The organism is Xanthomonas sp. NCPPB 1638 (genome assembly GCF_041475635.2).
In the GTDB taxonomy this organism is placed as follows: domain Bacteria; phylum Pseudomonadota; class Gammaproteobacteria; order Xanthomonadales; family Xanthomonadaceae; genus Xanthomonas; species Xanthomonas cucurbitae.
This window is the reverse complement of the sequence record NZ_CM192984.1, coordinates 2,513,228-2,539,009: the sequence shown is the minus strand read 5'-3', so window position 1 is coordinate 2,539,009 and position 25,782 is coordinate 2,513,228. Positions and strand designations below refer to the sequence as shown.

At 65.2% G+C, this 25,782-nt stretch carries 22 protein-coding genes and 3 pseudogenes; 10 read left to right on the top strand and 15 right to left on the bottom strand.

Annotated elements, in window-relative coordinates:
* Positions 1–10: 10 nt before the first annotated feature.
* From ACCQ13_RS11015 to cmk, 6 genes are all read right to left on the bottom strand, one after another.
* Entirely contained in the window at positions 11–985 is a 975-nt protein-coding gene (locus ACCQ13_RS11015; protein WP_104604554.1) for an MraY family glycosyltransferase, read from the bottom strand.
* Positions 986–1,212: 227 nt separating this feature from the next.
* Complete coding sequence (lapB, locus tag ACCQ13_RS11010) at positions 1,213–2,391, bottom strand: lipopolysaccharide assembly protein LapB (protein WP_159407186.1); 1,179 nt, start codon at positions 2,389–2,391, stop codon at positions 1,213–1,215.
* 6 nt (positions 2,392–2,397) lie between these two features.
* Positions 2,398–2,703: a lipopolysaccharide assembly protein LapA domain-containing protein gene (locus tag ACCQ13_RS11005; RefSeq protein ID WP_104604548.1), complete on the bottom strand. Its 306-nt coding sequence runs from the start codon at positions 2,701–2,703 to the stop codon at positions 2,398–2,400.
* 67 nt (positions 2,704–2,770) lie between these two features.
* Positions 2,771–3,082 (bottom strand): integration host factor subunit beta, encoded by a 312-nt coding sequence (locus tag ACCQ13_RS11000; protein ID WP_104604546.1) that lies wholly within the window; start codon positions 3,080–3,082, stop codon positions 2,771–2,773.
* Positions 3,083–3,170: 88 nt separating this feature from the next.
* Entirely contained in the window at positions 3,171–4,856 is a 1,686-nt protein-coding gene (gene rpsA, locus ACCQ13_RS10995; protein WP_029220061.1) for a 30S ribosomal protein S1, read from the bottom strand.
* Between the two features lie 183 nt (positions 4,857–5,039).
* Positions 5,040–5,723 carry a (d)CMP kinase gene (cmk, locus tag ACCQ13_RS10990; protein WP_104604544.1) on the bottom strand — a complete coding sequence of 228 codons (684 nt, stop codon included), beginning with the start codon at positions 5,721–5,723 and terminating at the stop codon, positions 5,040–5,042.
* Between the two features lie 175 nt (positions 5,724–5,898).
* Between cmk and ykgO the strand changes: the two genes are divergently transcribed.
* From ykgO to ACCQ13_RS10960, 6 genes and pseudogenes are all read left to right on the top strand, one after another.
* Positions 5,899–6,024: a type B 50S ribosomal protein L36 gene (gene ykgO, locus ACCQ13_RS10985; protein WP_005913193.1), complete on the top strand. Its 126-nt coding sequence runs from the start codon at positions 5,899–5,901 to the stop codon at positions 6,022–6,024.
* Positions 6,025–6,244: 220 nt separating this feature from the next.
* Positions 6,245–6,586 (top strand): hypothetical protein, encoded by a 342-nt coding sequence (locus ACCQ13_RS10980; RefSeq protein WP_104604542.1) that lies wholly within the window; start codon positions 6,245–6,247, stop codon positions 6,584–6,586.
* A gap of 207 nt (positions 6,587–6,793) precedes the next feature.
* Entirely contained in the window at positions 6,794–7,828 is a 1,035-nt protein-coding gene (locus ACCQ13_RS10975) for an agmatine deiminase family protein (protein WP_167526899.1), read from the top strand.
* 111 nt (positions 7,829–7,939) lie between these two features.
* Positions 7,940–8,824, top strand: coding sequence for a carbon-nitrogen hydrolase (locus ACCQ13_RS10970; protein WP_104604532.1), 885 nt, complete (start codon positions 7,940–7,942; stop codon positions 8,822–8,824).
* Between the two features lie 91 nt (positions 8,825–8,915).
* A pseudogene (locus ACCQ13_RS10965) lies at positions 8,916–9,075 on the top strand (GNAT family N-acetyltransferase); the annotation flags it as partial.
* Positions 9,056–10,288: a TraB/GumN family protein gene (locus ACCQ13_RS10960; protein WP_372372047.1), complete on the top strand. Its 1,233-nt coding sequence runs from the start codon at positions 9,056–9,058 to the stop codon at positions 10,286–10,288. The pseudogene ACCQ13_RS10965 and the gene ACCQ13_RS10960, both read left to right, overlap by 20 nt.
* 110 nt (positions 10,289–10,398) lie before the next feature.
* On the opposite strand, the pseudogene ACCQ13_RS10955 reads toward ACCQ13_RS10960, so the two are convergent.
* The 9 genes and pseudogenes from ACCQ13_RS10955 to ACCQ13_RS10915 all read right to left on the bottom strand — a co-directional run.
* Positions 10,399–10,479 (bottom strand): annotated as a pseudogene (locus ACCQ13_RS10955) (endonuclease/exonuclease/phosphatase family protein); the annotation flags it as partial.
* Between the two features lie 145 nt (positions 10,480–10,624).
* Positions 10,625–10,852 (bottom strand): annotated as a pseudogene (locus tag ACCQ13_RS10950) (hypothetical protein); the annotation flags it as partial.
* A gap of 273 nt (positions 10,853–11,125) precedes the next feature.
* Positions 11,126–14,260, bottom strand: a complete 3,135-nt coding sequence (locus tag ACCQ13_RS10945; protein ID WP_170067006.1) for a discoidin domain-containing protein — start codon at positions 14,258–14,260, stop codon at positions 11,126–11,128.
* Positions 14,261–14,286: 26 nt separating this feature from the next.
* Positions 14,287–15,123, bottom strand: coding sequence for a carbohydrate ABC transporter permease (locus tag ACCQ13_RS10940; RefSeq protein WP_104604524.1), 837 nt, complete (start codon positions 15,121–15,123; stop codon positions 14,287–14,289).
* The gene (locus ACCQ13_RS10935) at positions 15,120–16,004 is read right to left on the bottom strand and encodes a carbohydrate ABC transporter permease (RefSeq protein ID WP_104604522.1); all 885 of its coding nucleotides are present in this window, start codon (positions 16,002–16,004) and stop codon (positions 15,120–15,122) included. The genes ACCQ13_RS10940 and ACCQ13_RS10935 overlap by 4 nt, the downstream gene beginning before the upstream one ends.
* On the bottom strand, positions 16,001–17,341 hold the full coding sequence (locus ACCQ13_RS10930) for a sugar ABC transporter substrate-binding protein (RefSeq protein ID WP_104604520.1): 1,341 nt from the start codon (positions 17,339–17,341) through the stop codon (positions 16,001–16,003). The genes ACCQ13_RS10935 and ACCQ13_RS10930 overlap by 4 nt, the downstream gene beginning before the upstream one ends.
* A 3-nt stretch (positions 17,342–17,344) precedes the next feature.
* On the bottom strand, positions 17,345–18,964 hold the full coding sequence (locus ACCQ13_RS10925) for a glucoamylase family protein (RefSeq protein WP_104604518.1): 1,620 nt from the start codon (positions 18,962–18,964) through the stop codon (positions 17,345–17,347).
* 554 nt (positions 18,965–19,518) lie between these two features.
* The gene (locus ACCQ13_RS10920) at positions 19,519–19,788 is read right to left on the bottom strand and encodes a BolA family protein (protein ID WP_104604516.1); all 270 of its coding nucleotides are present in this window, start codon (positions 19,786–19,788) and stop codon (positions 19,519–19,521) included.
* Positions 19,785–20,084, bottom strand: coding sequence for a YciI family protein (locus ACCQ13_RS10915; RefSeq protein ID WP_064510766.1), 300 nt, complete (start codon positions 20,082–20,084; stop codon positions 19,785–19,787). Before ACCQ13_RS10915 ends, ACCQ13_RS10920 begins: the two co-directional genes overlap by 4 nt.
* Before the next feature lie 354 nt (positions 20,085–20,438).
* Between ACCQ13_RS10915 and ACCQ13_RS10910 the strand changes: the two genes are divergently transcribed.
* The 4 genes from ACCQ13_RS10910 to ACCQ13_RS10895 all read left to right on the top strand — a co-directional run bounded on the left by ACCQ13_RS10910 (position 20,439) and on the right by ACCQ13_RS10895 (position 25,479).
* Entirely contained in the window at positions 20,439–21,344 is a 906-nt protein-coding gene (locus ACCQ13_RS10910) for a segregation and condensation protein A (RefSeq protein ID WP_104604514.1), read from the top strand.
* On the top strand, positions 21,322–22,446 hold the full coding sequence (scpB, locus tag ACCQ13_RS10905; protein WP_223214319.1) for an SMC-Scp complex subunit ScpB: 1,125 nt from the start codon (positions 21,322–21,324) through the stop codon (positions 22,444–22,446). Before ACCQ13_RS10910 ends, scpB begins: the two co-directional genes overlap by 23 nt.
* Positions 22,439–24,079 (top strand): pseudouridine synthase, encoded by a 1,641-nt coding sequence (locus tag ACCQ13_RS10900; RefSeq protein WP_104604510.1) that lies wholly within the window; start codon positions 22,439–22,441, stop codon positions 24,077–24,079. The genes scpB and ACCQ13_RS10900 overlap by 8 nt, the downstream gene beginning before the upstream one ends.
* Before the next feature lie 281 nt (positions 24,080–24,360).
* The gene (locus ACCQ13_RS10895; protein WP_274393890.1) at positions 24,361–25,479 is read left to right on the top strand and encodes an ISL3 family transposase; all 1,119 of its coding nucleotides are present in this window, start codon (positions 24,361–24,363) and stop codon (positions 25,477–25,479) included.
* The last annotated feature ends 303 nt before the right edge of the window (positions 25,480–25,782 follow it).

Sequence of the window (25,782 nt, the reverse complement as noted above, 5' to 3'; positions counted from 1 at the left end):
AATCCATGACTCAGTAGTTGCGCAGGCCATTGCGCAGGAGATGCCAGGCCGCCGTGGCGCCGAGGCCCCAGATCAGGGCTGCACAGAGCTGCAGCCACAACGGATCGTGACGAATTACCACGTACAGGCTGACCGCCGCCAGACTGAAAGCGAAATAAAGGGCGGTTACCGGAACATGGCTGGCAAAGCGACGCGCGAGCCGCTGGTAGACATGCTGCGCGTGCGGCTCCCACCAGCGTTGCCGCGCGAGCATGCGAGACAGCAGCGTGAAGCCGGCGTCTACAAGAAATGCCGACAACGGCAACCAGCCGATCCACCAGCCCACCTGCCCGCTCGCCACGCTGAGCGCAAGCAGGGCGGCCAGCATGTAGCCCAGCGCGCCGCTGCCGCCATCGCCCAGGAAGATACGCGCGCGCGGAAAATTGAACGGCAGAAACCCCAGGCAGGACGCAGCCACCGCCAGGCCCGCCAGCGACCACGGGGCCGGGACCACGGCAGCAAACGCCAGCGCGGCCAGCGCCGCCTGACTGGCCGCCAGCCCATTGATGCCGTCCATGAAGTTCCAGACATTGATTAGTACCACCGAAGCCATCGCAGCCAGGACGCCATCCCAGGCATTGCCGGTGCAGCGGGCGACCAGCACACCCAACGCTGTCGAAGCGGCCAGATGAATCGCAAAGCGCAAACGGGCCGATAACGGGCGGTGATCGTCCCACCAACCGACGCCGGCCACCAGCACCAACCCGGCGGCAAACCAGATCACGATCCCGCGCGCGGCCGGCCACACCAGGTACGCCGCCCCGCATCCTGCCAGGCTGGCCGCCACGATCGCCATGCCCCCCCCGCGCGGGGTGGCAACGGCATGGCTGCGGCGTTCGCCCGGCTGATCGAACAGACGCCGGCGCAATGCATAGCCACGCAGCAGCCAGGTGCCCAGCGCCGCGACGGCCAGATGCAGTGCACACCACAGCCATGTTTCGGGCATCAGCACGGCCTGCGCTCGACCTGCAGCGGCGCCTGCACCAGGCACGGCGAAGCGGCGGCAAACGCGGCGGCGCTTACGGCGCGCAGGTCGGCGCCCCGATGCACGGCTGCACGCCACTGACGCGTGCCAGCGTGCTGCGACGGCAGGCGCCGGCCAAGCCGACGCGCTCGCCAACGCCCACACGCCGGGATCAGGTAAGCCCACTGTTCTGCAACGATCGCCACCACTTACACCACCGCGTAGTTCAACAGTGGCTTGACCGTGCACCACTCCTTGCAACTCGGGCATTGCCAATGGTGCGTCTTGGCGCCGAAACCACAACGTGTACACCGATAGCTGGGATTGCGTACCAACAACTGATCGGTGATGTGCTTGAGATCGTTCAGGGTCCCCAGCGGATTGCTCCCCTCGGCCAGGGTCAGGTCGATCAGTGCCGACTCGCCGCGCACCGACGGCCGGTCCTTGAGCTGGCGGCTCAGGTAGGCCAATGCCGGGGCCACGCCGTCCTGCGCTTCCATCAACTGGGTCAGCGCCAGCACCGGCGCAATCCCCCGGTAGTGTTCGGTCATCTCCGACAGGAAGTTGCGCGCGCCGGCGATGTCGCCAACCCGCCGATAGGCCGCCATCAGGGCAGGAATGATCTCCGGGAGGTATTCCGGATCGTGCCGTGCAGCACGCTCGAATGCGCGTACCGCCGCGTCGTCGTGTCCACGCTCGGCTTCGATGCGCCCTTCCAGGATGCCGGCACGCACCGATGTGCCGTCGGCCTGGTAGGCACGCTGGATCGCCAGCAAGGCTTCGTCGAGCTTGCCAAGGCCGCGATAGCGGTCGGCCAGTTCGCACTCGAACTGCGAGATCAGCTTGCCCATCGGCTCGCCGGTGACTTCCTCGTAGCGAGTGGCGTTGTCGATCGCCTTTTCCCAATCGCGCTCGGCCTGATAGATGCCGATCAGGTGCCGCAGCGCCTGCGGCGCACGCTGATCGAACTGGGCCAGTTCGGTGAACACGGTTTCGGCGCGATCGAGCAGGCCGGACTTCATGTAGTCCTCGCCCAGCGCCAGCAAGGCCTGCACCCGCTGTTGATCGGTCAGGTCGGCGCGCTGCACCAGGCCCTGATGCAGGCGGATGGCGCGATCGACTTCACCACGACGGCGAAACAGATGGCCCAGCGCGACCTGTGTCTCGAAGGTTTCCTTGTCCAGCTCGGCAATATGCAGAAACAGCTCGATCGCCTTGTCCGGCTGTTCGTTGAGCAGGTAATTCAGGCCGCGAAAGTAGGTACTGGACAGGCGGCTGACCTGGGTATCGCCGTGGCGCTGGCCACCGCGCCGACCGACGATCCAGCCGCTCAACGCGGCCAGCGGCAGAAACAGGAAAAACCAGAACCACTCGGTCAGGAAGTCCATACGTGCTTACAGTCCATCGAGAGGGCGCGGCTCGACGGCGGCAGGCGCAACAGCCCTGGCATCGGCACGACTGACCACCACAGCCTTGTTGGCCTGACGCAGTCTGGAATAAAGGGGAATGACCACGCTGACCAGCACCATGCCGGCACCGATCAACACACCAACCAGCAGCGCGACGATAATCGCGACCCCGGAGGTGGTATGCACACTGGAGAACAGGAAATCGAGCGTGACGTCCTGGGAATTGACCGCACCGACGATCAGGCCCACCAGCAGAAACGCCAACATCACCAGCAAGCGAAACACCTTCATCGCGAGACTCCGTCGGGAAGGAGGTTAGCTTAACCGAGACAGGATAAACGTAGCGGCAGAACGGATTTCAGTCCGCCGCATCGATCACATCGACTGGAACCACCGAGCTGACCCGCTCGCGCAATTCCTTGCCCGGTTTGAAATGCGGAACATGCTTGCCCGGCAATGCAACCGATTCGCCGGTCTTGGGATTGCGGCCCAGACGTGGCGGGCGGTAATGCAGTGAGAAGCTGCCGAACCCGCGGATTTCGATCCGGTCACCATCGGACAGCGCCTGACCCATCATCTCCAGCAGCGACTTGACTGCCAGATCCACATCGTCCGACTTCAGGTGCGCTTGGCGTCGCGCCAGGATTTCAATCAATTCGGACTTGGTCATGGGAAGACTTGCTTTTTTCGACTGACACATCGGAATCGGCCCGGGCAAGCCCGGGCCGATCCATCACGCTCGGTAGGGCGCTACGCGCTTACTCGGACTTGTTGTTGTTCAACTGCGCACGCAGCAGCGCGCCCAGCTGTGTCATGCCGCCCGACGCAGCGGAGGACTGGTATTCCTCCAGCGTCTCGCGCATTTCGGCATCGTCCTTGGCCTTGATCGACAGCTGCAGGGTGCGGCCCTTGCGGTCCATGCCCACGAACTTGGCTTCGATCTTGTCGCCGACCTTCAGGTGCTGGGTCGCATCGTCCACACGCTCGTTGGCGATGTCGCGTGCAGCCACATAGCCCTCGATGCCATCGGCCAGGTCGATCGTGGCGCCCTTGGCATCCACTTCACGCACCACGCCTTCGACCTTCGAGCCCTTCGGGTTGGACGCCATGTACTGACCGAACGGGTCCTGCTCCAGCTGCTTGACGCCCAGGCTGATGCGCTCACGTTCCGGGTCCACTGCCAGCACGACGGCTTCCAGCGTGTCGCCCTTCTTGTAGTTGCGCACGACATCTTCGCCGGTGGTGTTCCAGCTGATGTCGGACAGGTGCACCAGACCATCGATGCCGCCGTCCAGACCGATGAAGATGCCGAAGTCGGTGATCGATTTGATCTGGCCGGACACCTTGTCGTTCTTCTTGTGGGTGGCCGCGAAGGTTTCCCACGGATTGGCGGCAACCTGCTTCATGCCCAACGAGATGCGGCGACGCTCCTCGTCGACATCCAGCACCATCACTTCGACTTCGTCGCCCACCTGCACAACCTTGGACGGGTTGACGTTCTTGTTGGTCCAATCCATCTCGGAGACGTGCACCAAACCTTCGACGCCCGGCTCGATCTCGACGAACGCGCCGTAATCGGTGACGTTGGAGACCTTGCCGAACACGCGGCTGTTGGCCGGGTAACGACGGGCGATGTTGTCCCACGGATCTTCGCCCAGCTGCTTCAGGCCGAGGCTGACGCGGTTACGCTCGCGATCGAACTTCAGCACGCGCACGTCCAGCTCGTCGCCGACGTTGACGACTTCGGACGGATGGCGCACGCGCTTCCAGGCCATGTCGGTGATGTGCAGCAGGCCGTCGATACCGCCCAGGTCCACGAACGCGCCGTAGTCGGTCAGGTTCTTGACAACGCCCTTCAGGATCGCGCCTTCCTGCAGCTTGTCCATCAGCTGCTCGCGCTCTTCCGAGTGCTCGCTCTCGACCACTGCACGACGCGAGACCACGACGTTGTTGCGCTTGCGATCGAGCTTGATCAGCTTGAACTCAAGCTCCTTGCCTTCCAGGTAGGCCGGGTCGCGCACCGGGCGCACATCCACCAGCGAACCAGGCAGGAACGCGCGAACATCCTTGATGTCCACGGTGAAACCACCCTTGACCTTGCCGCTGATGCGGCCGGTGATGGTTTCGTTCTTTTCCAACGCTTCTTCCAGCTCGTCCCACACCATCGCGCGCTTGGCCTTCTCGCGCGACAACACGGTCTCGCCGAAGCCGTTTTCGATGGAGTCCAGCGCAACCTTGACCTGGTCGCCCACGCCCACATCGATCTCGCCAGCGTCGTTACGGAACTGCTCGATCGGCACGATGCCTTCGGACTTCAGGCCAGCGTTGATCACCACCACGTCGCCGCGCACTTCCACGACGGTACCGGTGACGATGGAGCCCGGCTTCAGCTTCGCCAGATTGGCTTGACTGGCTTCGAACAGTTCAGCAAAAGATTCTGTCATTTGGATTTACTCAGTTGAACACACGGGCGCCGGTCGTCGGATTGCGACGCAGACGGACTGCCCAGCCTGTTGGTCGACCCCAGACAACGGGTCGGATTGGAAGTCATAGAACCGCCACGCGGGATGCGCGACGGAGCTTTGGAACGCCTTACGGTCGGCGGGACAGGCCCGCTTGCGGAACGCTTACGACGGCGTACGGGAGGACAACAGCCCGACCACACGCTGGACGACATCCTCGATCCCGATCCCGCTGGTATCGATTAGCACGGCGTCTTCGGCCGGCCGCAATGGCGCCACCACCCGCTGCGCATCCCTGGCATCTCGGGCCATGATCTCGCGCAGCAGGTCGTCAAAGATAACCGAAACACCCTTTTCCATCAACTGCTTATGGCGACGGCCCGCACGTTCTTCGGCACTGGCGGTCAGGAAGACCTTGAAGGCGGCATCGGGGAAGATCACCGTGCCCATGTCGCGACCGTCGGCAACCAGCCCGGGCGCCCGCCTGAATGCGCGCTGGCGCTCCTTCAATGCGCCGCGGACCTCGGGAATGGCGGCAATGGCCGAAGCCAGCGCACCGGTGGTTTCCAGGCGTAATTCGCTGGTGGCATCGACGCCGTTGACCAGCACCCGCAGCCCCGCCTCGCCGGCGTCGTCGAACTCCACCCGGGTATCGAACGTGCAGCGCACCAGCGCTGCCGGGTCGGACACGTCCAGGTCCGCCCAGCTCGCCGCCACGCCGACTGCGCGATAGAGCGCCCCCGAATCGAGGTAATGCCAGCCCAGTCGGGTGGCCACGATGCGGCTGACCGTGCCCTTGCCGGCACCGGAAGGACCATCGATGGTAAGGACGGGTGACAGGTCGGTCATTCAGGTTTCCGTAAAGAGCGTCAACGCCCAGTGTAACGCCGCTTGCTGCGGTCACGCTGCAACCACTTGAAAGCACGACGAAAAGCCGGTTAGAATCGCCGGCTTCATTGCGAGTGCACCCTCGAACCGTGGGCACTCTTCCCATCGAACCCAACCGTTTACACCGAGGTGTGCCATGAAAGTCCTGTCCTCCCTGAAGTCTGCGAAGACCCGTCACCGCGACTGCAAGGTGGTCCGCCGCCGCGGCAAGGTCTTCGTGATCTGCAAGTCGAACCCGCGTTTCAAGGCGCGTCAGCGCTGAGCCTTTCGCTCCGCGCGCAAGACCCGAGAAAGCCGCCCTCCGGGCGGTTTTTTCTTGGCCGGCGTGCGACTGCCGGCCAGCCGGCCGGACCGTCAGCGCCCAGGCAACCCGCCGCAGCGCCGGACTGCACCACCAGGCGCTGCGCGACCGGTATCACCGCCTGTCGCGGTTTTTTGCTGTAATCACCATCTGAAATCTTGTCCACTGGGGAGTAGATGACATGCGCAACCGTTTGTTTGTGATGCCGCCGATCGTGCTGACAATCGCGCTGATGGGGATCAGTGCCGCCGCGTCGGCCGACACGCTACTGATCGATCGTGCACAGCAGAAACCTGCCGCCGCCCTGCCCTTGCGTGGCGACAGCATGAGCCAGGTGCAAAGCCGTTATGGCGCGCCGCAGGAGAAGCTCGACCCGCGTGGCGGCCAGAAGCGCCAGTGGCCGACGATCCATCGCTGGGTGTATCCGGCATTCACCGTGTACTTCGAAAAAAGCAAGGTGATCGACGTGGTGGCCAACCAGGCCGACGCCAACGAAATCGGGCCGAAGCCGCCGATCAAGTAATCGCAGCCACGCCACCGTTGCCAGCGCGTGCCGGCATCTGCAGGCCGGTATGCCGCATCCGTCAGCAGCCGGACATGTGCCGCTGCGAATCTGCACCAAGGCCTGACGCGTGACCGTGCGTCAGGATCGCAAGAGCCTGCACTTGGGTGCAGGGTATCTATGAACCGCCGGGCCGCTGCCCGGACACCAAGATGAGTATTGCCAGGCATGACCGACCGTCTTCGTTTTCCCGCCGAATGGGAACCTCAATCCGCCGTGTTGATCGCGTGGCCGCACGCCGGCACCGACTGGGCGCAGCGCCTGGCCGATGTGGAAGAGACCTACATCGCGCTGGTGACGGCGATTGCCCGCTTCGAACCGGTGGTGATCTGCGTGGCCGACGACGATCTGCAGATCTATGCCGAGGCGCGGCTGCGTTCGGCGCGGCTGGACATGATGCGCGTGCGCTTCGTGGTAGCCGCCTACAACGACACCTGGCTGCGCGATTCAGGCCCGATCACCCTGCGCCAGGATGCCGGCTTCCGGCTGATGGATTTCCGCTTCACCGGCTGGGGCGGCAAGTTCGAGGCCAGCCTGGACGACCGGTTGGTGAGCTCGCTGGATGCGGCGCAGGTGTTCGTGCCCGCGCAGGTGCAGACGGTGGATTTCGCATTGGAAGGTGGTGCGATCGAAACCGATGGCGCCGGCACCTTGCTGACCACCTGGAAGTGCCTGCACGAGCGCCACCCGCAGCGCAGCCGCCAATCGCTGAGCAACGATCTTGCTGCATGGCTGTCGCAGGATCGCGTGCTGTGGCTGGACCATGGCTATCTGGAAGGCGACGACACCGATGCGCACATCGACACGTTGGCGCGCTTCGCTGGCCCGGATGCGATCGTCTACCAGGGCTGCGATGTCCCCGACGATTCGCACTACGCCGAACTGCAGGCGATGGGCAACGAACTGGCCGCCCTGCGCAAAGCCGATGGACAGCCATACCGCCTGTTCGTGCTGCCGTGGGCGCAGCCGATTCTCGACCAGGGCCGTCGCCTGGCCGCGTCCTACGCCAACTTCCTGATCGTCAACGGTGCGGTGTTGATGCCAGCCTATGGCGATCCGGCCGATGCGGCCGCGCAGGCGGTGCTGGCCGACGCCTTCCCGCAGCACCAGATCGTGCCGGTGCCTTGCCGTGCGCTGATCTGGCAGAACGGCAGCCTGCACTGCCTGACCATGCAGCTGCCCGCCGGCCTGCTAGCCGCCTAGACGTGGCGTTCGTCGCAGCGGTGCGTGCGGCGCGTCGTTCCTGTTCCGGCCGGCAGGCCGGTGTTACGCCTTGACGCGCTACCGTAGCGCCTCACCCAGTTGGATGTAGCCATGACCCGCCATCTCCTTTCCGTCGCGCTGATCCAGGAGCGCAACCACGGCGACGCCGAGGCCAACCTGGCCGTCATCGCATCGCGCGTGGCCGAAGCCGCCGCGCAGGGCGCCAAGCTGGTGCTGTTGCAGGAGTTGCACAACGGTGCGTATTTCTGCCAGCACGAGTCGGTGGAGGAATTCGATCTGGCAGAGCCGATTCCCGGCCCCAGTACCGAGCGCCTCAGCGCGCTGGCCCGGCAATATGGCGTGGTGCTGGTCGCTTCGCTGTTCGAGCGCCGCGCAGCCGGGCTGTATCACAACACGGCGGTGGTGTTCGAAAAAGACGGCCGCCTGCTCGGCAAGTACCGCAAGATGCATATCCCCGACGACCCAGGCTTCTACGAGAAGTTCTACTTCACCCCGGGCGATCTGGGCTTCACGCCAATCGATACGTCGGTCGGTCGCCTGGGCGTGCTGGTGTGCTGGGACCAGTGGTATCCGGAAGCGGCGCGGTTGATGGCGCTGGCCGGCGCGGAACTGCTGCTCTACCCCACTGCGATCGGCTGGGATCCGGACGACCAGCAGCCCGAGCAGGAGCGTCAGCGCGATGCGTGGGTGCTCAGCCATCGCGGCCACGCGGTCGCCAATGGTGTGCCGGTGCTGTCGTGCAACCGCGTCGGCCACGAGCCCTCGCCGCTGGGCGCATCGGGCATCCAGTTCTGGGGCAACAGCCATGTGCTGGGACCACAGGGCGAGTTCATCGCCGAAGCGGGCCAGGACCCGACCGTGCTGATCTGCGATGTCGATCTGCAGCGCAGCGAGCATGTGCGCCGCATCTGGCCGTTCCTGCGCGACCGGCGTATCGATGCGTATGGCGACCTGCTCAAGCGCTACATCGACTGACCGCATGCCCGTCGAGCTGTGCGTAGCGCATGCGGCGAACATTCCGGCGATGACCGCGCTCGACGCGGAACAGATCGCCGGATGCAATACCCGGGCGTCGCGCCGGTTGCGGGAACGTTTTGGATTCCGCATGGTCGCAGTATTCAGCGGCGTCGGCTGCACGCAGGGTCGCTGGCTGGACAGCGTGCAGATGCAGCGCGCACTCGGCTCCGGCGCCCCCTCCTCCTTCTGATGAATACCTCCATGACTGAGCAGCTCCCCCACGTTCTGGACGATGCGCTGTCCGGCCAGCCACATCGCATCGTCGAGCGCGATGGCGTGCGCTACACCTTGCTGGGCACCGCGCACGTGTCACTGGCCAGCGTGGCCGCAGTGCAACGGGCGATCGGCAGCGGCCGCTACGATGCAGTGGCTGTGGAACTGGATACGCAGCGGCTGCAGGCGCTCAGCGACCCGGATGCGCTGGCGCGCCTGGACCTGGTGCAGGTGATCCGCAAGGGACGCGTGGCGCTGTTTGCGGCCAATCTGGCGCTGGCGGCGTATCAGCGCCGGCTGGCCAAGCAGTTGGGCATCGAGCCGGGCGCCGAATTGAAGGAGGCCGTCAACCTGGCACGCGCGCAAGGGGTGCCGGTATATCTGATCGACCGCGAAGTGGGCCTGACCTTCAAGCGCGCGTCCGGGCGCCTGGGCTTCTTCGGCAAGATGAAGCTGGCCGGCGGCCTGCTCGGTGGCCTGTTCGCCGCCGATGAGGTGGGCGAGGAAGAAATCGAAAAACTCAAGCAGGGCGACATGCTGGAGGCGAGCTTCGGCGATTTCGCCAGCGAAAGCCCCGAGCTGTACGAGACCGTGATCGCCGAGCGCGATCGCTACATGGCCACGCGCCTGCGCGAGGAAGCTAACAGCGGTCAGCGCGAAGTGCTGGCGGTGGTGGGCGCCGGCCATCTGGCCGGGCTTGCGCGACACCTGGAACAGGACACCGAGGCACCCGGGCCGCTGCGCGAGTCGCTGGAATACGTGCAGCAACGCAAGCGCGTGCCCTGGATCACGTTGGGCATCCTGGCGGTCATTATCGCCGGCATCGCGATCGGCTTCTGGCGCGGTGGCCTGAGCATGGGCGCCGACCTGCTGTTGCAATGGGCGATGTATACCGGCGGCATGGCGGCACTGGGCTGCCTGCTGGCCGGCAGCCACCCGCTGAGCATCCTCACTGCGGCAGTGGTGGCACCGTTCAAACCTTTCCGGCTGAGCGTGCCGACCGGGGCGTTTGCCGCGCTGGTGGAGGTGCATATGCGCAAGCCGGCGTATGGCGACTTCCTGACCCTGCGCGACGACGCGCAGACCGTGCGCGGCTGGTACCGCAATCGCGTGTCGCGCGTGGTGCTGACGTTCCTGCTGACCAACTTCGGCAGCATGGCCGGCGTGTGGCTGGCTGGCGTGCAGATTTTCAACCGCCTGCATGGGTGAGCATGGTGACGCTGCAGCCTTGCTTCTCGTAGGAGCGCACCCGGGCGCGATGGGGCGTTACCGGCAACGCCCATCGCGCCCAGGTGCGCTCCTACGGCATTGCGACGGCGCGGAGTGAGCTGCAGGCGCATCCACAGGCCATAGTGATCCGATGCCCAGCGGCCGTCGCCATCCGGGGTGTCGAACAGGTTGACCAGCTGGCCATCGAGATCCACCTTCGGCAGCATGGCCGGTGTGTGGCTGGCTGGCGTGCAGATTTTCAACCGCCTGCATGGGTGAGCATGGTGGCGCTGCAGCCTTGCTTCTCGTAGGAGCGCACCCGGGCGCGATGGGGCGTTACCGGTAACGCCCCATCGCGCCCGGGTGCGCTCCTACGGCATTGCTACGGCGCGGAGTGAGCTGCAGGCGTATCCACACGCCATAGTGATCCGATGCCCAGCGGCCGTCGGCATCCGGGGTGTCGAACAGGTTGACCAGCTGGCCATCGAGATCCACCTGCAGGTCCACGGCCACGCGATAGTCGTCCAGCGGCTGCAGCAGGCGCTGATGGCTGGCAAGCACCTTGTTCGCTGGCGATATGCGCGCGACGGCCCGTCGTGATGCAGGTTGAGCGTGACCAGGGTCATCTCGCGCGCCGGCGCGGTGGAGGCAATGGCCTGCGCCGATTGCCCGCTCATTGGCGTGGCGCTGCCCCTCCTTCGCCTGGTCAGACCTGATCGGCGGCTCTCTCTATCCGTCCTGCCCGCGCACCCACGCAGTACGCCGTCAGCACAAGCGTCGCAGCCAGCAGCCCACCGCGTCGCCACCGCCCTGCCCGTGCCGGACACGGCGCGAGCATCATTGCGCGGCCTTTTCGGCCCGCCGCACTGCACTGGGCACATCGATCTGCACGGCGGCCGGTAGTTGCTGAATGCGCAGCTCGCCGTTGCGCCACTCCACCGTTTCGCCATTGACGCTGGCCTTGCCGGGTTCGCCCTGGTAAGGCCAGGCGAACACCACGCCACCAGGCGGCATCAGCAGGCCGGGCTGCAACTGCAGCACCAGCTGTTTTTCGCTGCGCTGCAAGGTGTAGTTGAGGCGTCCGTAAGGCGTGCGCAGTTCGGCGATGCCGATGCCTTTGCCTTCGAACCAGCGCGTCGGAGTGCCGGCGGCGAGCACCACGCTCTGGTCGGCTTCGCGGGTGTAGGCGAACATGTCCAGCACCGAGCGCACGAAGTCCGACGCCACCCAGGCATGCGGCAGGTCGCCGACGAAGAACGGTGTGCGCGGCGTGCGCGAGACCACTTCGGCCCACTGGTTCCACGGCTGCGGCGCGCGATCCTTGAAGAAGAACGTAGTGGCGTCCCAGGCACGCTCGCGCCAGCCCAGGCGAACGAACGCGGCCACGTTGCGCCATTCGTACGGGGTGTAGTCCTTCCATTCGCGCTTGCCGTCGCGGCGGTCGGAGAATTCGGTCCAGTAGCGCTCGAACGTAGTGTTCAACAGCTCCTGCGGCAGCCGCTGCTGCTCGCCACCGGGGGTCAGCGCGATGGTGGTGGACGTCGCATCGAAATCGCCAAGCTCGGCCGAGCCGGGCAGGAAATCCAGGTTGTGCTGGCGTACCGCCGCGCCCAGCGAGGCGATCAGGTCGCCGCTGAACTCATCGCGCGCCGCGCCGAAGCGGGCCGCATCGTCCGGCTTGTCGAGCACGCCAGCCAGCATCGCCGCGTCCTTGTAGCCGCGTAGTGCCCAGAAGTTGTCCCAGTACGAATGCACCGGCTTAGCCGAATAGCCTTCATGGCTGATCGACACCGGCATCATTCCGTAGAAGGCTGGGTTGCGCATGAAATTCTCTTCGGTGCGTTCGCTGGCGCGCAGTTTTTCCATGTAGTCGAAGGCGCCAGTGACGTGCGGCCACATCTTTTCCAGGAACGCCCTGTCGCCGGTATAGCGGTAGTACTCGGCGATGTTGTAGATCAGTTCGCCGTGGCTATCGTTTTCCGGCACAGGGTCGCTGCCGCGGTCGTCCACGCAGCACGGCACCATGCCGTCGGCGAATTGATACGGCGCGAACCAGTCGACATAGTCGCGCACCACGTCTTCGCGGCCCAGCCGCAGCAGCCCTTCGGAGATCATGGCGCCGTCGCGGATCCAGCTGCGCGAATACGAGCGCGTGCCCGGCTGCAGACGCGGGCCGATGCGCGAGATCAACATATGCGCCAACGCCGTGCGCAAGGTATCGACCACCGGCTTGCCTTCGGCCGGCACACTGATGCGCACGCGATCGAGCTTGCTGCGCCATTGCTGGGCCACCTGTTGCTGCGCGGCCTCCGCATCGAAGTCGGCAGGCAACTGCGCAGTGCCGGTCTGCGGGATCACCAGCGCCACCTCGCGGCGTTGGCCCGGTTGCAGCGTCCAGCGATACAGCAGCACACCCGACGCCAGGCCGGTTTCGTCCTTGACCTGGGTCGTGGTGGGCAGCGTGGCGGCGGTGAGATGGCTGACATCCATGCCACTGTCGAAGGCACTGGCGAACCCGGCATCCGGGCGCTGCGCCGCGAACACGCGCGGCTTGCCATTGACGCTGACCTGGGCGCCATCGACGGTGAGCTGTTCGATCCGGCTGACGCCGCCCAGGGTGTTGAGGAACTGCGACGGCGGATTGACCTGGAACGGACGCACCGCCAGGGCCAGGGTGAATTCGCGCGCGTCCTTGCCGGTGTTATGCAGTTGGTAGCGCGCGACCAGTTGCGCCTGCTCCGGGGTACCCTGCACGAAGGCGGTGACACGCAGGTTCATCAGGTCGTGATGCCAATCGACGCGGGGAATCGGCAGGTAGTCGTCCTGCAGGCTCTGTTCGCTGCTGACATCGGACCAGTGCAGCAGCCTGCCGCCGGTGACCACGAACGGTTCGATGCTGAAACCGCCCTTGCCCACTTCCACCGCACCGTCTTCGCCGATCAGGCCCTGCTCGGTGCCACCGTCCAGGCCCAGGATGGTCCAGTACGGCTGTTCGCCGGAAAATCCCCTTGGGTAACTGCCGCGCGGCAATTGCGCCGCCAGCGATTTGATGAAGTCGTTGGGCGTGGCAGCGAATGCCAGCGGTTGCAGCTGCACTTCCTTGATGCCGTAGCGCCAGTTGGGGCCGTCCTTGAGGTCCAAACGCAGGTAGCGCGCTTCGGTATCGGGCAAGGCCAGCCAATCGGTGCCGCCGGCACCGGCAGTGACGGTGCGCAGATCACGCCAGCTGCGTCCGTCGCTGGAGGAGCGCACCTGGTACTGCGAGGCCTGCAGGCCAGGCACCCATTGCACGATGGCGCCGCCGAATTCGCGCACCTTGCCCAGGTCCAGGGTCACGGTCTGCTGCTTGACCGCGCCGCTGAGCCAGAAGGTGTCCGGCTTGCCGTCGGCCAGGCGTTGCTCCAGGGCAGGTGCAGTGTCGGTGATGGCCTCGGCCTTCAGTGGCGAGGTGTCTTCCGGCGGCAGCGGCGTGAGGGCCAGGCGGTCGAAGCACACCGTGCCCTGGCCGCCGACCTTGTTGTAGATGGTGAACTCCACGTCGGCACTGCTACGCAATTGCTTGTCCGCACCCGGGCCCCAGGCTTTCTCGATGTTGCGCTTGCGGTAGTTGAAGGTGGTCCAGTTCTTCGGGAAGGTGAAGCCCGGCCGGTTGACCCACCACACATTGTCGCCGCTGGCGTCGATCAGCTTGAACTGCAGGTCGTTGGACGGCGACTCGCCGCGCACCGCGAAGGACATCCGGTAGTTGTCCGGATAGGTGATCGGCAAGTTGCGACGGATGCCCACATAACCGGACACGCCATTGAAGTTGTAGTCCAGGCACAGCGCATGTCCGCCCGAGGGCGTGGCCACCGGCCGCAGCGAACCGCTCACCTGATTGGACACCACCAGCCGCCATGCGCCGATGTCGTTGAAGCCATCGAGCACGCGCTCCTGCGCCTGCGCCACGCCTGCGGCGGCAATGGCGGTGATGGCAAGCAATCGCAGCAACCCCGGTTTCACCCCTTCACACTCCCCAACAGAAGACCCTGGATGTAGTAACGCTGCAGCGCCAGGAACAATAGCAGCACGGGAATCACCGTCACTACCGCCCCGGCCATCATCAACTCCACGTCCATGATGTGCTCGCGCGACAGCGCCGCCAGCGCCACCGGCAAGGTGTACTGCTCCTGGTCAGTCAGCACGATCAACGGCCACATGAAGTCGTTCCACGAACCCATGAAGGTGAAGATGGTCAAGGTGACCAGCACCGGCTTGAGCATCGGCAGCACGATCTGGAAGAAGATGCGCAGTTCGCTGGCGCCATCGATGCGCGCGGCCTCGATCAATTCATCCGGGATGCTGCGCGCGTACTGGCGCACCAGGAAAATGCCGAACACGCTAGCCAATGCCGGAACAACCACCCCGCCGATGCTGTTGACCAGATGCAGCTGCTTCATCAGCAGGAACAGCGGCAGCATCGCCACCTGGGCCGGGATGACCAGTGCGGCCATCAGGATCTTGAAGAGGCGCTCGCGGCCCACGAACTGCAGCTTGGCAAAGGCATAGCCCGCCATGGTGTTGATGAGCAGCGAGCCGAGCGTAATCAATCCGGACACCAGCAGGCTGTTGGCGAAGTTGCGCGCCATGCCGGTGCGCGCGAACAGCTCGTGGTAATTGGCCAGGGTGAACGCCGACGGCAGCATCGGCGGCGGAAACCGGCTGGCCTCGCCGGTGGGCATGAACGAAACCGACAGCATCCACAGCAGCGGCGCCAGGCTGACGACCGCCAGCACCACCAGCCCACCGTTGATCAGCACGCCGTTCCAGCGCGATTGGCCCACATCACGGCTCATATCAGGTCCTTCTTGCGGCCGAAGCGCAACATCACGGTGGTCACCGCCAGGATAATCAGGAACAGCAGGAACGCCACCGCCGACGCGCGGCCAAGGTTCCACCACTTGAAGCCTTCCTCGAACATGAAATACAGCACACTGACGGTGCTCTGCAGCGGGTCGCCACGGGTCATCACGTAGGGTTCGGCGAACAACTGGAAATAGCCGGAGATGGTAATCACCCCGACCACCATCAGCACCGGCCCGAGCATCGGCAAGGTGATGTGCAGGAACTGCTTCCAGCGCGAGGCGCCGTCGATGCGTGCGGCCTCGTACAGGTCCTGCGGGATGGCCTGCAGGCCGGCCAGGAAGATCACCATGTTGTAGCCGAAGTTCTTCCACACCGCGAACAGCATGATGGTGGGCATGGCCCAACGCGGGTCGCCCAGCCAGTCGATCGGCGCGATGCCGAGATGGCTCAGCCCGAAGTTCACCAGGCCATACTTGATGTGGAACAGGTAGCGCCAGATCACTGCCACCGCCACCAGCGTGGTCACCACCGGTGCGAACAGCGCGGTGCGGAACAAGGCCTTGAAGCGCGATGCCTTGGCATTGAGCAACAGTGCCGCACCCAGCGACACGCCGATGGACATCGGCACGCCCAGCAGCACGAAGTAGGTTGTATTCCACAACGACTTCCAGAACAGCGGCGTCTGCAGCAGCGCGATGTAGTTGCCCAGCCCGACGAAGCGCAGATGGCTTCTATTGGCCAGTGCGTACAGGTCGAAATCGGTAACGCTGAGTACCAGCGCGGCCAGCACCGGCACGCCGAAGAACATGCCCAGCACCAGGATCGAGGGCGCGGCGAACACCCAGCCGGCAACGGAATTGCGGCGCATCATCGGGCACCTTCGGGGGCTGGTGCGCTGGCCGGCGGCGTGGCCGGCACGGCAGCCGGCCCGACATGGCCGCCTTCCTGTTCAAAAATCCAGCGGCGCTTGGCCAGAATATCGTCCACGCGTTGATCCAGTTCCTGCACGGCCGCTTCGTGCGACTGACCGCCGCGCACCACGCGCTCGGTCACCAGGCGCATTTCCTGCACGATGCGCTCCCATTCCAGCACCTTGGGGGTGGCCTTGACCCGTTCAAGCTGATCGCCGAACGCACGGGCCAGTTCGTCATTGGCCAATGACGGCAGCTTCCAGGTACTGCGCCGCGGCGGCAGGTCGCCGATGATGGCATGGAAGCGCGCCTGCACCTGCGGCTGCGACAGGTATTCGATCAGCTTCCAGCTGGCGTCCTTGTGCTGCGAGGACTTGAAGATCACCAGGCTGGAGCCGCCGGCGATGCCTGCGCCCGGGCCGTCGGGACCAGGCAACGGCGCGGTGCCCCACGTGCCTTCCATGCCCGGCGGCTGGCGCAGCTTGAACTCGCGCACGTTCCAGGGGCCGGACAGATAGAACGCGTAGTAACCGTTGAAGAATTCGTACCAGACGTTGGAGACCTGGGTTTCCGACACCTTGGGCGCCCAGCCGTTCTGGTACATGCCGTCGTAGAATGCCAACGCCTTGCGAAAACCTGCACTGCGGAAATTGCCGTAGTTATCGTGATCGCGCAGCAGGCGATCGTCCTGCTGCAAGGCGAACGACAGCTGCTGCTCGAACTCGTTGAGCGGCATCAAGATGGCATAGCGGTCCGGCCCAACGTGGCGCTTGATCGCCGCCATCACCTGCTGCATCTCGGCCCAGGTCTTGGGCATCTGGCTGTAGCCGGCCTGGCGCAGCAGATCCTTGCGGTAGAACAGCAGCCGCGTATCCACATACCACGGCACCCCGTACAAGGTGCCATCCACCACATTGGTGTCCCACACGCCGGGGAAGTAGTCGGCCGGCGTTACCACCGTCGAGCGCGCCACATAGGGCTGCAGCGGCGCCAGGGTGTCCAGCAAGGCAAATTCCGGTAGCCAGGTGTTACCCAGCTGGCACACGTCCGGCAAGCCATCGGCAGCGAAGGCGGTCAGCAATTTTTCATGCGCCGCGGTCATCGGAATGTTCTGCACCTCCACGCGGATGCTGGGATTGCGCTTTTCGAAATCGGCCACCAGTTCGGTGACCACTTCGGCTTCCTTGCCCATCGCCCAGAAGCGCACGGTGGTCTGCTGGGCCTGATCGGAACGCACGCATCCCGCCGCTCCTGCACACAGGGCGGCGGCCATCATCAACCGGATCAGAAGGCGCACGGATTACTCGGGTTTCTGGCGGTGCGAGGGATCTTGCTGCGCCTGCGCGGCGGCGGCGCGCGATTCGGCCATTCCCAGCGACCGCGCGGCAGCCTTCTGTTCGTCCTTCTGCGGAAGCGGCTGCGGCTCGCCCTCCGGCGTGAGCCAGCCGCCGGTGAAGCCGGCGCGTTCAAGGCCGCTGCGGATATGGGGGTTCTTCTTCATCACGTTCCAGACGAATTCGTTCTGGTAGTTGGCGATCATCGTCAGGATCGGCCCTTGGTCGATGCCGATATAGTCGCCCGCCACCCAGCCGCGGTTTGGCACCATGCGCCCGGTCTTGAGCGGGATGTCGTAGTTGAAGCTGGGGTTGAACGAATCCAGGAAGCCATAGCTGGAATACAGGAAGTCGCCGTAGCGCTTGTGCATCTCCTCGGCGGCTGGGATCACTACTTCCGGGGCGAACACGATGGAGGAGATTGCCGCCGATGGCACGATGGTGCCGTCGTCGAAGTTCTCGCGCAGGCCGGCGCCGCGCGAGGAATAGTGACGGAACTGGCGCTGCTCGCCGCGGTATTCCTGGCTGGTGTTCTGCGGACCATCGCCGGCGGTCAGGCCCCACACGTTCTCGCCGTAGTCCTTCCACTTCATCGGGTTGTCGATGGCGTAGTCGCGCTGCGCCAGGGTGGCGCGGCGGCTGTTGAGGAAGTAGTCGATGCCGCGTTCGCGCATGTACTGGTCCTGGATATCGCGGAAGTCGATCCAGACATGGCTGTATTGATGCCCGAACAGCGGGCCGAAGGACAGGTATTCCTGCCCCTGGTACACGCCCCAGTCGTTGTTGTAGGTGCGGGTCCAGCTGGTCCATGCATCCGGGTCCACGCCATGGGTGGGCGAACCCAGCGCCAGGATGTACAGCATCATCGCCTCGTTGTAGCCCATCCAATCATGGTTGATGAAGCCGCTCTCCGGGAACCAGCCCATCGAAATCAGCGGCGCGCGCTGCTGCAGCCAGCGCCAGTCCACGCGCTTGTACAAGGTGTCGGCGATCTGGCGGATTTCTTTTTCGCGCGGGTCATCGCCGTCGTAATACGACTGGGTGAACAACACGCCCATCATCAGCAGCGCGGTGTCCACGCTCGACAGCTCGACCCAGCTGTCGTAGCGGTTGCCCTGCTGCATGTCCAGGAAGTGGTAGTAGAAACCCTTGTAGCCGGCCTTTCCGGTCCGCTGCGGCCCCATGGGCGCGTCGCGGAAGAATTTGAGGGTGGTCAGGGTGCGCTCCACCGCCTGGTTGCGGCTGACCCAGCCATTCTCGATGCCGATCGGATACGCGGTCAGTGCGAAACCCACCGACGCGATGCTGGCGAACGGGCGCGACGGGAAGCGATCCGGCGAGAGTCCATTGACCTCGTTGGTGGTGTCCCAGAAGAACTGGAAGGTGCGTCGTTCGATGTCGGAGAACAGTGGCGGCAACGGCGGCTTGACCGGCTTGGGCGGCAGTTGCGCCTCGATCAGGATCACTTTCACCGGCGCCTTCTTCTCGGCCACCTTGGGTTCCTCGGCCTGTTTGCAGGACGCCAGCACCAGCGCACCCAGCAAAAGTGGAATCGTCAACCAACGCGACGCACTGCCCCTATCCATCCATCCCCCACGTGTGTAATCGATTACATCCTGCACGCAAACCTATCCTATTCCCGCCGCCGCCGACGATCGCACCGGCACTGGCCGAGACGGTCGAACACCGCACGCGTTCACGCCGAAGGCAAGGCGGAAGCTACACACCGACGTTGCCAGGCTTGATCGGCGTGAGGCACCTCGCAATCTTCAGCGACCGCCGTTGAAGGCCGCGTCATTGACCCGATCGCGTCGCGCTCCGCGACCGGGTTGCCGAAACTGGCGCGACTGTAATCGTTTTCACTGCGAGGCGTAAACCCTTCTCTTCAAACAGGTGAAAACGCTTGCAGATCAATCACCTGGAAGTGACGAAGATGTGAATTAATGTGCTGCAGTGCAGCAGGCAAGGCCCCAGGTGTCCACACCCCGAGCGCGATACCGGTCACGGTTGGCACCGGAGTCGACAGGGCCGCGCAGCGTGGTCCGCCGAGATGATCGGGAATGCCGTCGCGCCCGGGGGCGCTCCTACGACGCCGGGTCGCTATGTAGGAGCGCCCCCGGGCGCGACAAGGCTTTACCGGTTACCCCGCCTCACCCGGCGCAATCGCCTCGATCGACAAGGCATGGATGTCGGTCTGCATCATCTCGCCGACGGCCGCGTACACCGCCCGATGGCGTGCCAGCGGCGGCTTGCCGGCAAACACGGCACTGACCACCCGCACATTGAAATGCCCGCGCCCGTCGCGCGCGCCGGCATGGCCGGCGTGCCGGTGGCTGTCGTCCACCACCTCCAGTTCGGTGGGTGCCAGCGCCATCTGCAACGCCGCGCGGATCCGCTCGACCCGGCTCATGGCAGCACCCGCCGGAACGGCCGGACCTCGGTGCGTACATACACGCCCGCTTCCACATACGGATCGGCATCGGCCCAGGCGCGCGCATCTTCGAGTGCGTCGAACTCGGCAATCACCACGCTGCCGCTGAAGCCAGCCGGCCCCGGATCTTCGGCGTCGATGGCCGGGCATGGCCCCGCCACCAGCAGCCGACCGGCCGCCGCCAACGCCTGCAGGCGCGCCAGATGCGCCGGTCGCGCCTGTTGCCGCGCAGCCAGTGCGTCGGCGCCGTCATACCCTTCGATTACGTACCACACACGCCACCTCACCCAGGACTTCGAAGATCACCCCGGCAATTCTAGCCGGCCCGGCGCTGGACACCGCCCCCACGCACGCATTACCCTTGGCACCACTGCACACGCTACCGGACGCAGCGGCCCGTCGGCCCAGGCTCAACGCTCTCCCCCGACGACCGATTCGCTGCCCACAGCCTGCCCGCGTAGACGACCTCCTCGCTGTTCCGTCGCCGCATGCCACGCGGCGGACGTTGTATGTGGATTTGTGGGATCGTGCCGGCACAGGCACGACATTGATCGCAATAACTCAAGGCAAAGCCCTGCAGGCGCGGCTTAAGACCGCGGCCGGCGACCGTAAGACCCGATGTCGACCTGATGAATTCCGAACTCGCGCACGTCGCGACTCCGCCAGCCACGAGCGCGCCGCCACAGCAGCAGGAAATGCCGCTGGCGGTGGTGCATGGGCAACCGGTGCTGCAGATCCCGCAGGATCTGTACATCCCGCCGGATGCGCTGGAAGTCATCCTGGATGCCTTCGAAGGTCCGCTGGACCTGCTGCTGTACCTGATCCGCCGGCAGAACCTGGACATCCTGGACATCCCCGTCGCCGAGATCACCCGGCAGTACGTGGACTACATCAACGTGATGCAGGAACTGCGCTTCGAACTGGCGGCCGAATACCTGGTGATGGCCGCGATCCTGGCCGAGATCAAGTCGCGCATGCTGTTGCCGCGCCCGCCCAGCCAGGAGGGCGAAGAACAAGACCCGCGCGCCGAGCTGGTGCGCCGCCTGCAGGAATACGAGCGCTTCAAGCAGGCCGCCGAGGACCTGGACACCCTGCCCCGCATGGGCCGCGACAGCGCCCCGGTGCAGGCGCATCTGCCCGAGCGCGCTGCGGTCAAGCTGCCGCCGCCTGTGGAATTGAAAGAAATGCTGATGGCGCTGTACGACGTGCTCAAACGCGCCGAGCTGTTCACCGGGCACGCGATCAAGCGTGAGGCGCTGAGCGTGCGCCAGCGCATGGGCGATGTGCTCGGCCGCCTGGACGACGGCAAGTTCTACCGTTTCGAATCGCTGTTCACGGCCGAAGAAGGCAAGCTCGGCGTGCTGGTCACCTTCCTGGCGCTGCTCGAATTGGCCAAGGAGCAGTTGCTGGACATCGTGCAGGACGCGCCGCTAGCGCCGATCTACGTGAAGTCGCTGGCGTTGGGAAATACCAATGCGCCGCTGCAATTCTCCAGCGAATTCGATGACAGCGATGCTGCCAACGAACCTATCTGAAGCCGATCACCGAATGGATCAAGCGCTGATCACCCGCATCATCGAAGCCGCCCTGCTGGCCAGCAGCCAGCCGCTGACGCTGGCGCAGCTGCAGGGGCTGTTTCCCGAGGAAGAGCCGGCGCCGCCCGGCAGCGTCGAGCGCGCACTGGAATTGCTGCGCGAGGCCTGCGCCGAGCGCGGCGTGGAAATGGTCGAAGTGGCCTCCGGCTTCCGCTTCCAGGTCAAGGCCGAGGTGCATGGCTGGGTCGCCCGCCTGTGGACCGAGCGCCGCACCAAGTACACCCGCGCCACGCTGGAAACCCTGGCGCTGATCGCCTACCGCCAACCGATCACCCGCGGCGAGATCGAGCAGGTGCGCGGCGTGGCGGTCAGCAGCAACATCATCCAGGCGCTGGAAGAGCGCGAATGGATCCGCGTCGTGGGCCACCGCGACGTGCCCGGCAAGCCGGCCCTGTTCGGCACCACCAAGGGCTTTCTGGATTACTTCGGGCTCAAGCGGCTGGACGAGCTACCGCCGTTGTCCGAGTTGAAGGACATCGCCGAGCTGGAGCCGCAGCTGCCGCTGGACCGCGATGGTCAACTGGATGGCGCAGTGCCGGCATCGGCATCGCTGCAGGCCGACCAGGACGGGATGGATGCTGCCGCTGACGCCGGTGATACGGATGCAGGCGCCCCCCCGTCGACGGCAGACACGGGCGCCCCGCTAGCTGAGTCCACCGGCAACAATCCCGCTCCGGTCGATGAAGACAATGCCACGCCCGCCGATAACGGCAGCGAGGCAGATGGCGACCGCCACAGCGATGCAGCCGATGATGCCGCGGACATCCAGCAACACCAGCACGACGCCGGCAGCCGTGACGCCGACGACCAGCCCCCCGCCCCACCGCAGCACCCCGAGCCCGCCTCGGCGCAGGACCCGAACACGCAACACCCCGATGCCGCCCGCGAGGGCGACCCCGACACCGCGCCGGGCACGCGCGCGGATGCAGTGAACGAAGACGAAGACAACGCCGTCGCGACGACGACCGTGGCTGTTGACGAAGCCGATTCCGACCCAGAGGCCGACCCAGAACACGTCGGCCGGAGCCAGACACATGAGTGACACCCCCCGCAAGCTGTCGTTGAACAAGCTTTCCCTCAAGCGCGACAGCGCGCCCGAAGCGCCCAAGCTGGAAGAGCGCCTGCACAAGGTGCTGGCCCAGGCCGGCCTGGGTTCGCGCCGCGCGCTGGAACAGCGCATCGCCGATGGCCTGATCAAGGTCAATGGCGCCGTCGCGCAGACCGGCATGTCGGTGCGCAGCGGCGACAAGATCGAGCTGGACGGCCGCAGCTTCGTCGCCAGCGCGCTGACCGAACCTTCGCGCGTGCTGATCTACAACAAGCCCGAAGGCGAAGTGACCACCCGCGAAGATCCCGAAGGCCGCCCGACCGTGTTCGAGTCGCTGCCGGCATTGAAGGGCTCGCGCTGGATCGCCATCGGCCGGCTGGACATCAACACCACCGGCCTGCTGCTGCTGACCACCGACGGCGAGCTGGCCAACGCGATGATGCACCCCTCCTACGAGGTCGAACGCGAGTACGTGGTGCGCGTGCGCGCCCCGGAAGGCGAAGAAAAAGTCTCCGACGCCATCATCGAGCGCCTGTCGCGCGGTGTGCTGCTGGAAGACGGCGGCGCCAAGTTCGACGAGATCGAACGCATCGGCGGCACCGATTCGCACGATTGGTTCCGCGTGGTGGTCAAGGAAGGCCGCAACCGCGAAGTGCGCCGCCTGTGGGAATCGCAGGGCTGCCAGGTCAGCCGCCTGAAGCGCAGCCGCTACGGCAAGATCTCGCTGCCGCGCGAACTGTTGCGCGGGCAGTCGGTGGAAGTGGCGCAGGACAAGGTCGACGCCCTGCGCGCCGAACTCAAGCTGGAAGAAGGCGCGCCCTCGGCGCTGACCCTGCAGCCGGTGATCGGCCAGCGCCGCGCCGCCAAGTCCACCGTGCACGTCTCGCGCGATGGCCGCAGCAATGCCTACGTCAATGGGCAGACCTCCGGCGCCGATGAAGGCCGCGAGCTGCGTCGCTTCGACAACCTGCGCGAAGACCGCGGCGGCCGTAGTGGCCGCGGCAAGCCCGGCGGCTTCAAGGGCGGCCTGACCGTCAGTGGCGAAGCCGCTGCCAAGCAGTCGCAGCAGCGCCCGTTCAAGCAGCGCGGCCCGGCCAAGGGCGACCGCGCGTTGCCGGATGGCAACCCGGCCGCGTTCCGCAGCTGGTATGTGCCCGATGGCGTCAGCACCGGCCCCAGCGGTCACCGCAATGCCGGCCCCGGTGGCAACAGCACCGGCCAGGCGCGCCCGTACGCCAAGAAGGGCCCGGGCGGTGCCCGTCCAGGTGCCGGCGGCCAGGGTCAGGGCCGCGGCGGCGCCGGTGGTCAGGGCCAGTCGCAGGGCCAAGGCCAGGGACAGCGCAAGCACCCCTACGGTCACCCGGGCAATGCGCCGGTCTTCCCATCCGACCACGCCAACCCGGGATTCAGCCCGTACGGCGCAGCGCGTCCTGCCGGTCGCCCCAGTGGCGGCCGTCCGGGTCCGGGCGGTAATCGTGGCCCTGCATCGGCCAATCGCGGCCCCGGCGGTCCGGGTGGCGGCGCGCGTGGTCCGGGTGGTCCCGGCGGTGCCCCACGTGGCCCGGGCGGTCGCCCGCCGGGCGGTGGCAACCGTCGCCCGCCCGGTGGTGGCAATCGCGGTCGTTAGGGTTAAGCCTACACATGTAAGAAAAAGGCTCATCGCGTATTCGCGTGGGTGCCTTGAGGCCCTTGAAGCTGCGTTGAGCCTTGGAAACAGGCCCTTTCCGGGGGCGCCTGAAGTGGTGCATCCTGTACTGAACTTCTTAACGCGGTGTTGTGCATGAAGACGGGCCGTCGGCTGAGCGCGTTGTTTTGCTTCCCTGGCTTCGCTGCCGGGTCCATGCTCAAGGGCGTGTTCGGCGCTCCGAAGGCACGGATCGTAACCGTGCGGCGCCGAAAAAAACGGCCGTGTGCTCCCACTGTGGCCATCGGTGTCGCAGCCGCTACGACAAGCGCCTGTGCCGCGCCCGCGACTTGCGGGCGGCCGGCTGGATGCTGTTCGTGGAGTTCGAGCGCTGGCGTGTCGATTGTCCGGGATGCGGCGGCGTGCACGTAGAGCGGCTGGACTGGCTGGACAAGAACCCGTGCTACACTAAGCGACTCGCCCTGCATGTGGGCAATCTGTGCCGGAGCATGATGCACAAGGCCGTGGCGGAGTTGGAGCGGCTAGACGACGGTACGGTCAAGGAGCTGTCCAAGCTGTACATGGCCGAGCAGGTGCGCCGGGCGGGGACGCCGGCGCCGCGCGCCATCGGCATCGACGAGATCGCGATCCACAAGGGCCATGACTACCGCGTTGTGGTCAGCGATCTGGAGCGCGGCCGACCGATCTGGTTCGGCGGCAGTGGGCGCACCGAGGCGGACATCGACCAGTTCTTCGCCAAATTGGGCCCAAAACGTAGCGCCGGCATCGACGTGGCGGTGATGGACATGTGGCGGCCGTTTCGCAACTCGGTGGGCAAGAACGCGCCCAACGCCAGCATCGTGTTCGACAAATTCCACATCATGCGCCACCTGTCCGACGCGCTCGATCAGGTGCGGCGCGACGAGTACAAGCGCCTTCAAGGCCAGGATCGCAGCTACATCAAGGGCCAGCGTTACACCTTGCTGAGCAACCGCGAAAACCTGACGCTGGATGGCCGCCGTGCGCTCACCAAGTTGCTGGCGGCCAACAAACGTTTGAACACGGCGTACCTGCTGAAAGAGTCCTTCAGGCAACTGTGGAGCTACCGTACCGAACGTAGTGCACGGGATTTCTTCGAGCGCTGGGAGCAGAGTTTACGCTGGCAGCGGCTGGCGCCCTACCAGAAGTTCGTGCGGGTGATCGAGCGGCACTGGAACGGCATCGCGGCGTACTGCCATCCGGACCACAATGTCAGTCTGGGCCTGGTGGAAGGGCTCAACAACAAGATCCGGGTCATCCAGCGCAGCGCTTACGGCTATCACGACGAGGATTTCCTCAAGCTCAAGATCATCGCCAGCCTCCTGCCGCCACTACCCGAAAACGCTCGATTCCACCCACAGTGATCCGCGAAGACCCAATTTTCCTTGCGACGATTCGCACTGTAAGGTAGAGGCGAGTAGCTCCAAAGTCGAGCGGTCATCGGGCGCCTGCTGATGCCGGGCTCCCAGCAACATCAGCATAGCCCCCTGCTGCTACAATGGCTCGTTTGACAGGCTTCGCCAGTATCCGGTATAAAGTACTAGCTCGCTAAGACTGGCTGCAGCCGGGAAAAAAGCGCGCGAGATGAGCGGTTGGGGGTTTAGGTAGACGCATATAGGGTAACTAAGGGTCCGAAGTTGGCCTTAGCCTTTTTAGATTTGACCATC